General features: G+C 62.2%; 12 protein-coding genes. 10 read left to right on the forward strand and 2 right to left on the reverse strand.

Translation table 11 applies throughout. From position 1 onward, the window contains the following. The first annotated feature begins 1 nt into the window (after position 1). Positions 2–760, forward strand: a complete 759-nt coding sequence (locus tag IEW17_RS17735; RefSeq protein ID WP_188563400.1) for a hypothetical protein — start codon at positions 2–4, stop codon at positions 758–760. Positions 761–766: 6 nt separating this feature from the next. On the opposite strand, the gene IEW17_RS21080 is transcribed toward IEW17_RS17735, so the two are convergent. Next, positions 767–1,045 carry a macro domain-containing protein gene (locus IEW17_RS21080; protein ID WP_229749102.1) on the reverse strand — a complete coding sequence of 93 codons (279 nt, stop codon included), beginning with the start codon at positions 1,043–1,045 and terminating at the stop codon, positions 767–769. Between IEW17_RS21080 and IEW17_RS21085 the strand changes: the two genes are divergently transcribed. The 9 genes from IEW17_RS21085 (at position 1,019) to IEW17_RS17780 (ending at position 10,392) form a co-directional block, all read left to right on the forward strand. Further along, positions 1,019–1,279: a 2TM domain-containing protein gene (locus IEW17_RS21085; protein ID WP_229749103.1), complete on the forward strand. Its 261-nt coding sequence runs from the start codon at positions 1,019–1,021 to the stop codon at positions 1,277–1,279. The two genes, IEW17_RS21080 and IEW17_RS21085, sit on opposite strands and share 27 nt — an antisense overlap. Before the next feature lie 39 nt (positions 1,280–1,318). Next, a complete protein-coding gene (locus IEW17_RS17745) occupies positions 1,319–2,491 on the forward strand; it encodes a PQQ-dependent sugar dehydrogenase (protein WP_229749104.1) in 1,173 nt (390 codons plus the stop codon). Between the two features lie 150 nt (positions 2,492–2,641). Continuing rightward, positions 2,642–3,118: an ATP-dependent zinc protease family protein gene (locus tag IEW17_RS17750; RefSeq protein ID WP_188563401.1), complete on the forward strand. Its 477-nt coding sequence runs from the start codon at positions 2,642–2,644 to the stop codon at positions 3,116–3,118. Positions 3,119–3,268: 150 nt separating this feature from the next. Beyond that, positions 3,269–4,222 carry a 30S ribosomal protein S6--L-glutamate ligase gene (gene rimK, locus IEW17_RS17755; protein WP_188563402.1) on the forward strand — a complete coding sequence of 318 codons (954 nt, stop codon included), beginning with the start codon at positions 3,269–3,271 and terminating at the stop codon, positions 4,220–4,222. A 24-nt stretch (positions 4,223–4,246) separates the two neighbouring features. Beyond that, positions 4,247–5,206 carry a succinylglutamate desuccinylase/aspartoacylase family protein gene (locus tag IEW17_RS17760; protein WP_188563403.1) on the forward strand — a complete coding sequence of 320 codons (960 nt, stop codon included), beginning with the start codon at positions 4,247–4,249 and terminating at the stop codon, positions 5,204–5,206. A 189-nt stretch (positions 5,207–5,395) separates the two neighbouring features. Continuing rightward, the gene (locus IEW17_RS17765; protein ID WP_188563404.1) at positions 5,396–5,947 is read left to right on the forward strand and encodes a GNAT family N-acetyltransferase; all 552 of its coding nucleotides are present in this window, start codon (positions 5,396–5,398) and stop codon (positions 5,945–5,947) included. A 46-nt stretch (positions 5,948–5,993) separates the two neighbouring features. Then, on the forward strand, positions 5,994–6,701 hold the full coding sequence (locus tag IEW17_RS17770) for an OmpH/Skp family outer membrane protein (RefSeq protein ID WP_188563405.1): 708 nt from the start codon (positions 5,994–5,996) through the stop codon (positions 6,699–6,701). A gap of 346 nt (positions 6,702–7,047) precedes the next feature. Beyond that, complete coding sequence (locus IEW17_RS17775) at positions 7,048–9,408, forward strand: TonB-dependent receptor (RefSeq protein WP_188563406.1); 2,361 nt, start codon at positions 7,048–7,050, stop codon at positions 9,406–9,408. 15 nt (positions 9,409–9,423) lie between these two features. Continuing rightward, positions 9,424–10,392: a DUF4249 domain-containing protein gene (locus tag IEW17_RS17780; protein ID WP_188563407.1), complete on the forward strand. Its 969-nt coding sequence runs from the start codon at positions 9,424–9,426 to the stop codon at positions 10,390–10,392. A 153-nt stretch (positions 10,393–10,545) separates the two neighbouring features. Here the strand turns inward: IEW17_RS17780 and IEW17_RS17785 are convergent. Further along, positions 10,546–11,004 (reverse strand): IS5 family transposase (locus IEW17_RS17785; RefSeq protein ID WP_188563408.1); only part of this gene is annotated, 459 nt, incomplete at its 5' end.

Here is an 11,004-nt window from a genome sequence, read left to right on the forward strand (position 1 = left end):
GATGAACTCACGACTACTATTAGCCACGTTGGTGGCACTGGCTACTGCTGGCCACGCCAACGCGCAGGAATCGGTTATTGCTGCTGCCACTCCAGCTACTTCGGGGCCGGTAGTAGCTCCTGCTCCCATTGCCGTTGATGATTCGCTGACGGCGGCCATTGGCACCAGCTACCTGGACAACAGCATCAGGGGTTTTGGCAAAGCGGAAATTCTGGGGCCGGACGGCAAGAAGCACTTTGTCTGGATTCCCATTAATCTGATGGGCTTCAACAAATACCTGCCCTTCCACCGGCACGAGGAAGACCTGAAGCGGTTCGGCCGCGAACCATTCAGCATTGATGTGGACAAGGTGCAGTCCATTAAGCTCAACGGCCTATATCAGGAGCACATGGTTCTGAAAGGCAAGCGCAAGCACCTGATTGCTACGCGCGTGGTGAATGGCCCGGTGGAGCTGTTTAACTACACCGAAATGGTGCAGAGTGGCGCTGTGATGGTCCCAGTTGGTGGCGTGGCCGGTGCGATGGTGATGGGGGGCCTCGGGCTAGGTGCCTATCCCAACCGAAGCTGGTACCTGCGCCGGCAAGGCAGCGACCTGATTAAAGTGGAGCGAGTCGGATTTATTGCCCAAATGACTGCCTACTTCCACGACGACCCCGAACTAGTGGCGGCCCTGCGTGCAAGCAAGCTGCACTACCGCGAAATGGTGAAAGTGGTGCAGGGCTACAATGAATACCTGACCCGCCCGGGCGGAACCCACTAGCTCACGCTACGGCTGCAATTCCTGCTCATACAGCCGCCGGCTTTCCTCATCGAAGGCCACGAACATTACCGTTTGGGGAAACTCGTGCGCCGCCAGCCACTGCCGCACATCGTGCACGGCAATGGTGGCGGCTTCTTTTTTGGGGTAGCCGTAGATGCCGGTGCTGATGCCTGGGAAGGCCACGCTGGCCAACTCGTGCTCGGCGGCGAGGCGCAGGCTGTTGCGGTAGCAGTGCGCTAGCAGCTCGGGCTCGCCCTTGTGGCCGTCGTTCCAGACCGGGCCCACGGTGTAACGTACGTGCTGGTGAACTGCGGCCTCTGGGTGACTTGGGCCCTGACCGACCGGCACCACGACGGCGGGCTTCCCTGGCCCATCTGGTCGACCGTATTCTGGGGTATTGGCGTGGTGATGAGTGGTCTGGGGGCCTACGGCGATTTTGGCCGGCCGCAACGCACGCAGCGCCAATACGAGCGGCTGGTGCGCGAGCAGGGCATCAACAATCCGGGCCGCTACGCGTAGCAGTGCAACCTTCGGCGGCGGCAGGCAGTTTGTGCGGGTATGATGAATAACCTCATGCACCTGCTGGCCCCGCTGCTGGCCGCGCCGCTGCTGCTGGCTGCTGGCCCGGCTCCAACCAGGAAAGAAGCTCCTGCCGCTACGCTTGCTGCCACCACGGCCCAGGCCAACTTGGCCAAAATCAAGCTGCCCGCCGGCTTCCGCATCAGCTATTTTGCCCAGAACGTGCCCGGCGCACGCGAGCTGGCCGTGGGTCCCGACGGCACCGTGTACGTGGGCACCAACGCCCAGGGCACCAAGGGCAAAGTGTATGCCCTGCCCGACAAAAACCGCGACGGCAAGGCCGACGCCGTGCTCACCATTGCCACGGGCCTGAACGCGCCCAATGGCGTGGCCGTGCGCCAGGGTAGCCTGTACGTGGCTGAAATCAACCGTATCACGCGCTTGGATAACATCGCGGCCAAGCTGAAAACCCCGCCCAAGCCGGTGGTGGTCTACGATAAGCTGCCCGATAACGCCTGGCACGGCTACCGCTACATCGCCTTCGGGCCCGATGGCCTGCTGTACGTGCCGGTGGGCGCGCCCTGCAATTCCTGCGAGCCCGAACAGCCCATTTTCGGCACCATCAATCGCATGAAAGCCGATGGTACGGGCTTCCAGAATATTGCCACGGGGGTGCGCAACACGGTGGGTTTCGACTGGCACCCCAAAACCAAGGAACTGTGGTTTACCGACAACGGCCGCGACATGCTCGGCGATAACCTGCCCTCCGATGAGTTGAACCGCCTGGCTAAGCCCGGCCAGCACTTCGGCTTCCCGTATTTCTTCGCCGGCGATGTGGCCGACCCCGAGCTGAGCGCCGGCAAAACGGACGACATGTACACCAAGCCCGCCCAAAAGCTGGGGGCGCACGTCGCCGCGCTGGGCATGAAGTTTTACACCGGCACCAAATTTCCGGCTCAGTACCGCAGCCAGATTTTCATCCCCGAGCACGGCTCCTGGAACCGCAGCAAAAAGAGCGGCTACAAGATTTCAATGGTGAAGCTGGATGCCGCCGGCAAAGCCACCACCGGCTACCAAACCTTTGCCGAGGGCTGGCTGCAAGGCCAGGAAAGCTGGGGCCGCCCGGTGTGCCTGCTGGTGCTGGCCGACGGCTCGATGCTGGTGAGCGACGACCAGGGCGGGGCCGTATTCCGGATTTCTTACGGCGGGTAAGGAGGTGAGAACGTCATGCCGAGCGTAGCCGAGGTATCTCGCGTGCATCGTTGAACGATTGAGTCACTCCCCCACGCGAGATGCCTCGACTGCGCTCGGCAGGACTTTCTTTTCAACCCATTACCTCACCCCACCGCCTATATTCACTTCATGAAACGTCCCCTTAAGCGCCTGTTGGGCCGCCGCGAGCTTGTCGACTTTCCCGCCTTCGCGCTGGGCGGAGTCGAAGCTAAGGTCGATACGGGGGCCTACACCAGCGCCATTCACTGCACCGATATCCACGTGGAAGTAGCGGGCCGGCCGCGGCCCGTGCTCACGGTGCGCCTGCTCGACCCCGGCCACGCCGACGCCGACGGGCGGGCGCTGACATTCACCGAATTTGCTCTGCGCGACATCCGTTCGTCGAACGGCGAAGTGCAGGAGCGGTACGTCATTCGGGCGGTGGTGCGGCTTTATGGGGAAGATTTTGAGGTGGATTTTTCATTATCCGACCGCTCCGACATGAAATACCCGGTGTTGCTGGGTCGCAGCCTGTTGCGGCAGGGCCGCTTCGTAGTCGACGTGGCCAAACGCAACCTTTCCTACAAGTCGCTGGCCCCGGCGGCCGCCCGCCGCGTCCGGCCCTGACTATTTTTGCAGGGCGATGGGCTGATGAAGCTGTTTCGGTAATTCGCTCCGGTTGACCGACTTTTTGAATTGGTAAATAGTTTCAGCAGTTCGCCAACGTACCACTCCTCCGCCCTTCCTCCTTTCACCACCCACCAATTCACCACCCAGATGAAACTGGCAATTCTCTCGCGTGAGCCGAAATCCTACTCCACCCAACGGCTGGTGGCGGCGGCCGAGCTGCAAGGGCACGAAGCAGTGGTCATCGACCATTTGCAGTGCAATCTGGTGCTGGAAAAGGGGCACCCGGGCATCATCTACCACGGCCAGCCGCTGGTAGGGTTCGATGCCATTATTCCGCGCATTGGGGCCTCGGTCACGTTCTACGGCACGGCCGTGGTGCGCCAGTTCGAGATGATGAAAGTGCGCACCGCCGTGGACAGCCAGGCCATTGTGCGCTCGCGCGACAAGCTGCGCTCGATGCAGATATTGAGCCGCGCCGGCGTGGGTATGCCCAAAACGGCCTTCACCAACAACTCTGCCGATGTGCCCGCCATGATTAGCCAGGTGGGCGGCGCGCCCGTCATCATCAAGCTGCTGGAAGGTACGCAGGGCCTGGGCGTGGTGCTGGCCGAGTCGGTGAAAGCCGCGCAATCGGTGATTGAGGCGTTCCATAACCTCAAGGCCCGCATCATCGTGCAGGAGTTCATCGCCGAAAGCAAAGGGGCCGACCTGCGCGCTTTCGTGGTCGACGGCGAAGTAGTGGGGGCCATGAAGCGCCAGGGCAAGGAGGGGGAATTCCGCTCGAACCTGCACCGGGGCGGCGTGGGCACGCTGGTCAAGCTCACCCGCGCCGAAAAAGCCGCCGCCCTGCTGGCCACCAAGGCGCTGGGCCTGGGCATTGCGGGCGTCGATATGCTGCAAAGCAAGCGCGGCCCGCTGGTGCTCGAAGTAAACTCCTCGCCCGGCTTGGAGGGCATCGAAAAAGCTACCCAGCAGGATATTGCCGGCCGCATCATAGAATACACCACCATCTTGGCAGGCCGCAAAAAGCCCAAACCCAAAACTAAAAAAGAGACGGAGCAAGCCGTGGATGCGCAGTCGGACGTGCCAACCGGCAAGTAGATATGGAATAATTATCTGCTCTTCATGCCCGACGCTGCTGTTCCGTTTTACCTCAATGGCCTCACCATAAAGCCTGGCGAGCGGGTTCTCACGCGCCTCGTAATTTCGAAATTGCCTTCGGGCACCGTGATTGATGTGCCGGTGCACGTGCTGCGCGCCATTGAGCCCGGCCCCACGCTGCTGCTGATGGGCGGCATGCACGGCGATGAAGTGAACGGCATCGAAACCATTCGGCGGCTGGTGCGGCGCGAGATGCTGACGCCGCTGCGGGGCAGCATCATTGCCATTCCCATCCTCAATATTTACGGCTTTCTGAATTTTAGCCGCGACGTGCCCGATGGCAAGGACGTGAACCGCTCGTTTCCGGGGTTTCCACGCGGGTCGCTGGCCGGGCGGGTGGCCCACCGCTTCATGCGCGAAATTATGCCGCTGATTGACTACGGCATTGATTTTCATACCGGCGGGGCCCAGCGGGCCAACTTCCCGCAGGTGCGCTGCCAACTGGGCGTCGACCCGGCGGTAGACGCCATGGCGGCGGCTTTTGCGGCCCCGTTCACGCTGCACGCGGGGCTGCGGCCCGGCTCCTTGCGCGAGGCGGCGCAGGGTCTGGGCAAGCGCATCATCGTGTACGAAACCGGCGAGAGCCTGCGGCTCGATGAGGCTGGTATTGAGGAGGCGCTGGCGGGCACGCTGCGGGTGATGCACCATTTGGGCATTGGGCCGGCCGCGCCGCCACCGGCCCGGCCGGGCATCATTTGCCGGCGGCATACCTGGCTGCGGGCGCGGTTTGCGGGGCTATTTCGGGCCCATGTCGAGAACGGGCAGTTTATAGAGAAGGGCCAGATTTATGGCTCCGTGGCCGACCCCTACGGGCAGCAGGCCGTGCGGCTGGAGTCGCCGGTGAGCGGCTACGTCATCGGCCTGAACTACATGCCCGTGGTGAACCAGGGCGATGCGCTGCTGCACATTGCCGTGCCGGAATGACGCGGCTTGCTGGTTAAAAGAACGTCATGCCGAGCGTAGCCGAGGCATCTCGCGTGGAGCAGTAACCCAATCGTTAGCTCCGCTGACCTTCGGTTGAACGGTGCGGGCGAGATGCCTCGGTCTCTGCTTGATGCGCAGAATGCTCGGCATGACGGCCTTTATTCAGGAATAACCACACTGTTCAAACCCATGGACTTCTCTTTTGAAGCCGGGCGCGTGCGGCTCCGCAACCTGCGCCCGGCCGACTTGCCGGATTTTGCCGCCTACCGCGCCGACCCGAACGTGGCTCGCTTCCAGGGGTTCGACCCGTATACCGAAGCTGAGGCGGCTGCTTTCATTGCCGGGCAGGCCGGGGCGGCGGTGCCGGCCGCGCCGGGCAACTGGGTGCAGCTGGCCATTGCCCGCGCCGATGATGACCAGCTGTTGGGCGACTGCGCCCTGCACCGCTACGCCCACGAGCCCCGGTTTGGCGAAATGGGCATCACGCTGGCCCCGCGCTGGCAGGGTCAGGGCTACGCGCAGGCCGCGTTGCGGGGCCTGCTTCGCTACTGCTTTTTGGAACTGAGCATGCACCGGATGCTGGCCCTGGCCGACACGCGCAACCTGCCGTGCGTGGCGCTGCTGGAAAGCGTAGGCCTGCGCCGCGAAGGGCATTTTCGGCACAATGGCTGGTACAAGGGCGAATGGTGCGACGAGTACCAGTACGCGTTGCTGGCGTCCGAATGGGCCGCGCCGCGCTAGCTGGGGCCGGCGGTTTACTTTTGCGAATTATTCACTTGCTGTTTCCATGAAAAACCCTCTTCAGTTAACCATTAACATTGTGCTGGCGCTGGCCGTGGCCGGGCTCTATTTCCTGCATTTCAACCAAAAAGTAGCCGCCCCGGCCATTGCCACCGACAAATCCGTGGCCGTGCTGGCTTCGCCGGATATGAACACGGCCACCGACACGGCCGCCATGGCTGTAGCTGAAACCACCGAAACCACCGAGCCCGCTACGACGACCACCGTTGCAACCCCCGCCACCAGCGGCAGCTTCGATGGCAAGATTGCCTACGTGGAGTCGAATAAGATGCTGGACGGCTACCAGGGCATGAAAGACGCCCGCAAAGCCTTTGAGGGCAAAGCTCGTGGCTGGGAGAAGCAAAATCAGAACATGCTGGCCAGCTTCAAAGCCGCCGTGGAAGCCTACCAGAAGCAGGCCTCCACTCTGACCGACCAGCAGCGCGCTGCTACCGAGCAGAAGCTGCAGGCGCAGCAGCAGCAGGTGGCCCAACAGCAGCAGCAGCTCCAGGGCCAGGCCCAGGAGGAGGAAGCCAAGCTGACCCAGAACGTACTCAGCAGCGTGAATAAAAAGGTGGAAGCCTACGGCAAAGCCCGCGGCTACAAGCTGATTCTCATTGCCGCTCCCAGCGGTACCATCGCCTACGGCGAGAAGAATCTGGACATTACCACGCCCGTGCTGGCCTACCTGAACGCCGAGTACCGCAAGAAGTAAATCCTGCGGGTTGATTGGCAGACGGTCGTAATGGAACGTCATGCTCATCTGGCGTCCGCGTAGTCGAAGCATCTCTCCCGCGCCGCTTGTCATGCTGACGAAGGAAGCATCCTATCACCGCTGAACAATTCGTTGTCGCGTGATGAGGTCCTTCGTCTCTGCTTAAATCGCAGAATGCTCAGGATGACAGGTGGCGCGGGAGAGATGCTTCGACTACGCGGACGCCAGATGAGCATGACGTTCTTTTTTTTGCTGGCCCAGACAACCCCGAGCCCCAAATTGCCTCTCCAATAAAAATGTCCTTTCTGCCGTTGGGGGCATGTTCTTTCCACACCTTTTTTACTGCATGAAAACACTTTTCCGCACGGCCGCGCTTAGCAGCGTGGTGCTTCTGAGTGCCGCTACCGCTGCTCAGGCGCAACAAAATAACCGGTTCACCATCAGCGGTTACGTGCGCGATGGGGCCACCGGCGAAAGCCTGCCCGGCGTGGCCGTGGTGCACCCGGCCAGCGGCCAGGGCACCACCACCAACACCTACGGCTTCTACTCGCTCACGCTGGCCCCGAGCACCGATTCGGTGAAGCTCCTGGTATCGGCGCTGGGCTACGAGCGGCTGCGGTTGGCCCAGCCGGCCGGCCGCAGCTTCACCCGCGACTTCCGCCTGAAAGCGTCCTTGGCCGAGCTGGCGGGCGTGGAAGTGGTGGGCAGTCGGGAAGAAAAAATAGCCGAAAGCACCCGCATGGGCACCATCAACGTGCCCGTGGCCCAGATTAAGCTGCTGCCCGCGCTGTTCGGCGAAACCGACGTGCTGAAGGTGCTGCAGCTGCTGCCGGGTGTGCAGGGTGGGGGCGAGGGCAGCAGCGGCCTGTACGTGCGCGGCGGCTCGCCCGACCAGAACCTGATTCTGCTCGATGGCACGCCGGTGTACAACGCCTCGCATTTGTTCGGCTTTTTCTCGGTGTTTAATGCCGACGCCATCAAAAACGTGGAGCTGATTAAGGGCGGGTTTCCGGCGCGGTACGGCGGGCGGCTGTCGTCGGTGGTCGACATCACCATGAAGGAAGGCAACATGCAGAAGCTGCACGGCGAGGGCGCCATTGGCATCATTGCCTCGCGCCTCACGCTGGAAGGCCCGATTAAGAAGGACACGGCCTCGTTCATCTTCTCGGCCCGCCGCACCTACATCGATATTCTGGCCCGGCCGCTCATCAAGGCCAACGCCGACGGGCTGGTGGCCGGCTACTATTTCTACGACCTCAACGGCAAGCTGAACTGGAAAGTGGGGGCCCGCGACCGCCTCTACCTGAGCGGCTACAACGGCTACGACGAGTTTTACGCCAACGACGAAACCACGAAAGGTGAGGAGTACTCCAAGCAAAAAAGCTCGCTGGGCTGGGGCAACCGCACGGCCGCCCTGCGCTGGAACCACATCGTGAACGACCGGCTGTTCCTAAACACCCACTTCACCTACACGCGCTACCAGTTCAATGTGGGCATCGAGCAGGACGACCGGTTTCGGGAAAACGGCCAGCTGCGCAACGAGAAGTTCTCGCTGAACTACCTGTCGAACATTCAGGATTTGAGCGTGAAGTCGGACTTCGACTACGTGCCCAACCCCAACCACTACATCCGCTTCGGCGGGCAGTACATCCGGCACCTGTTCCGGCCTGGCGCGCTGCAAACCGACGGCAGCTCCGACCCCACCCAGAACCGGGCCACCGGCCGCCGTATTTCGGCCGACGAAGCCAGCGTGTACGCCGAAGACGACATGAAGGTGACCGACCGCCTAAAGGTGAACGTGGGCCTGCGCGTAAACAATTTCCTGGTCGATAAAAAGCTGTATCCGTCCATCGAGCCGCGCCTGGCCGCCCGCTTCCTGCTCACCGAAGAATGGGCCCTGAAGGCCGCCTACGCCCGCACCACGCAGTACGTGCACCTGCTCACGAACAGCGGCGTGGGCCTGCCCACCGACCTGTGGGTGCCCGCCACGGCTAAAATCAAGCCCCAGACGGCGCAGCAGTTTAGCCTGGGCGCGGCCCGCAACCTGCGCTTCCACGACGAGGATTTTGAGCTGAGTCTGGAAACCTACTACAAGCCCATGAACAACCTGATTGAGTTCAAGGAAGGGGCCGACTTTGTGGGAACTTCCGACGATGGCTACGAGAACAAAATCACGAGCGGCCAGGGCTGGGCCTACGGGGCCGAGCTGTTTCTGCAGAAGAAAACCGGCAAAACCACCGGCTGGATTGGCTACACGCTCTCGTGGAGCAACCGCCGCTTCACGGAGCTGAACCAGGGCCTGCTTTTTCCTTACAAGTACGACCGCCGACACGATTTCAAGTTGGTCGTCATCCACGAATTCAGCCCCCGGCTCACGCTCTCGGGCACGTTCGTGTACGGCACCGGTCAGGCCGTGACGCTCTCGCAGGGCCGCTACGCGCTGGGCCCTTTCGACACGTTTGAGGACTACGGCACCCGCAACAGCTACCGCATGGCCGCCTACCACCGCCTGGACCTCGACCTGAGCCACACCAAGAAGAAGCGCTGGGGCGAAGTCGTGAACAGCTTCAGCGTGTATAATGCCTACAACCGCCGGAATCCCTACTTTATTTACCTGGGCCGCGCGGCGGACAGCAACGACCTGAGCTACCGCCAGGTGTCGTTGTTTCCCATTTTGCCCTCGTTCAGCAAAACGTTTCGGTTTTAACGCCTCAGCCCCAGTATGAAACGCCTTCCCCTCACCATACTCCTCGCCGCTCTGGCTCTGGCCGGCTGCGAAACCACCGTGAACCTGCCCGAGCCGCCGCACACGCCCCGCGTGGCGCTGCTCTACACGCTCACCACCGCCCCGCAGGACTCGTCATTCAGGGAGCTGTATAACCAGCGGCAGCTCTACATCAGCAACAGCCAGCGCGTGTTCGACACCCGCGAGCCCACGGGCCGGGCCGATGCCACCGTGGAGCTGCGCGACGCCGCCGGCGCGGTAGTAGAGCGCTACCGGCACCTGCTCAGCGGGGGCCAGATTCGTGGTTCCTACCGGCCGGTGCTGGGGTTCCGGCCCCAGGTGGGCCAGCGCTACACGCTGCGCGCCAGCCTGCCCGGCCTCGAAACCGCCGAAAGTACCCTCACCATGCCCACGCCGGCCGTGGTGGAAAGCGGCACCTACGTCGACCGCACCGCTTCGGGTCCCAACCCCGGCTCCAACGTGTATAGGGGCCGGCTGAATCTGGTGATTCAGGACAACCCCGACGCCGCCAACTATTACCTGGCCTTTGCCCGCGCGCTCGACCAGCAGGGCCGGCCCGGCGGGTGGTCGGTGCTGGATGTGGACTACGAAAGCCAGAGCAGCAGCGTGAGCATCGGGCAGTTCCAGCTGTCCAGCCCGCAGCAGCAGTACAGCATCTACCCCTTCGCCGATACCGACGTGAACGGCCAGCGCATCTCCCTCAGCACCGATGTGCGTTTCTACAGCAACTGCTTCCAGGGCACCTGCCCGCCTCCGGGCTACATCGAAGTGCACGTGAGCAGCATCACGCCCGAGGCCTATAACTTCTACCTCTCGCGTCGCCGCTACTACGACAGCGACGGCAACCCCTTCGCCGAGCCCGCGCCGCTGGCGTCGAACGTGCGTTCCGGCTACGGCTTGTTTGGCGGGGCCACTGATGTGACCTACCGCATCCGGATTTTCTAGCGCGGAAGCGAAGTGGCGCGAGCTTTTAGTTCGCGTCCCCGCGCCGTCGAAGTCATCCGGCCGGCCGGGTATCCGCACCAAAATCAATCACGGGTTTTGCCCGGCGCTTCAGCGCCCGGACTAGAGCGTGAGGACAATCAAAAATTTATTTATTTACCTAAGCCAATCTAGCGTAGCACCAATATGCCAAAAGGCGAGGAAGGAAACGGCGGTTTTTTCGTAGCGGGTGGCTAGGCGGCGGTATTGCTTGAGGCGGCCAAAAAAGCGCTCGACTTTGTTGCGGTCGCGGTAGGTTTCTTCGTCCATTGCCAAGGGTTCTACCCGGTTGGGATGGCTGGGAATGACGGCTTCGATGCCTTTTTCGGTGCAATAGGCGCGGGTTGCGTCGCTGTCGTAAGTCGTGTCGGCCAGCACTTTGCCCGGCTCTAGGTCCGCCAGCAAGGGCAGCGCCTGCGGGCTGTCGCCCGCCTGGCCTTCGGTCGCAATCAGACGCACGGCGTTGCCCAGCGACTCAACGCAGGCGTGAATTTTGGTGCCGATGCCCCCGCGGCTGCGTCCGAGGCACTCGGTGGCGGCGTTGCTTTTTTTTGGCCCGCTGAATGCTGGTGCGCC

It is taken from the genome of Hymenobacter frigidus (assembly GCF_014640435.1).
GTDB lineage: Bacteria > Bacteroidota > Bacteroidia > Cytophagales > Hymenobacteraceae > Hymenobacter > Hymenobacter frigidus.

Excerpts from the sequence above, each read along its gene's own strand:
- IEW17_RS17770 (WP_188563405.1), top strand. The coding sequence starts at position 5,994 with ATGAAAAACCCTCTTCAGTTAACCATTAACATTGTGCTGGCGCTGGCC.
- IEW17_RS17750 (WP_188563401.1), top strand. The coding sequence starts at position 2,642 with ATGAAACGTCCCCTTAAGCGCCTGTTGGGCCGCCGCGAGCTTGTCGAC.
- IEW17_RS17775 (WP_188563406.1), top strand. The coding sequence starts at position 7,048 with ATGAAAACACTTTTCCGCACGGCCGCGCTTAGCAGCGTGGTGCTTCTG.
- rimK (WP_188563402.1), top strand. The coding sequence starts at position 3,269 with ATGAAACTGGCAATTCTCTCGCGTGAGCCGAAATCCTACTCCACCCAA.
- IEW17_RS17735 (WP_188563400.1), top strand. The coding sequence starts at position 2 with ATGAACTCACGACTACTATTAGCCACGTTGGTGGCACTGGCTACTGCT.
- IEW17_RS17765 (WP_188563404.1), top strand. The coding sequence starts at position 5,396 with ATGGACTTCTCTTTTGAAGCCGGGCGCGTGCGGCTCCGCAACCTGCGC.
- IEW17_RS17760 (WP_188563403.1), top strand. The coding sequence starts at position 4,247 with ATGCCCGACGCTGCTGTTCCGTTTTACCTCAATGGCCTCACCATAAAG.
- IEW17_RS17745 (WP_229749104.1), top strand. The coding sequence starts at position 1,319 with ATGATGAATAACCTCATGCACCTGCTGGCCCCGCTGCTGGCCGCGCCG.
- IEW17_RS17780 (WP_188563407.1), top strand. The coding sequence starts at position 9,424 with ATGAAACGCCTTCCCCTCACCATACTCCTCGCCGCTCTGGCTCTGGCC.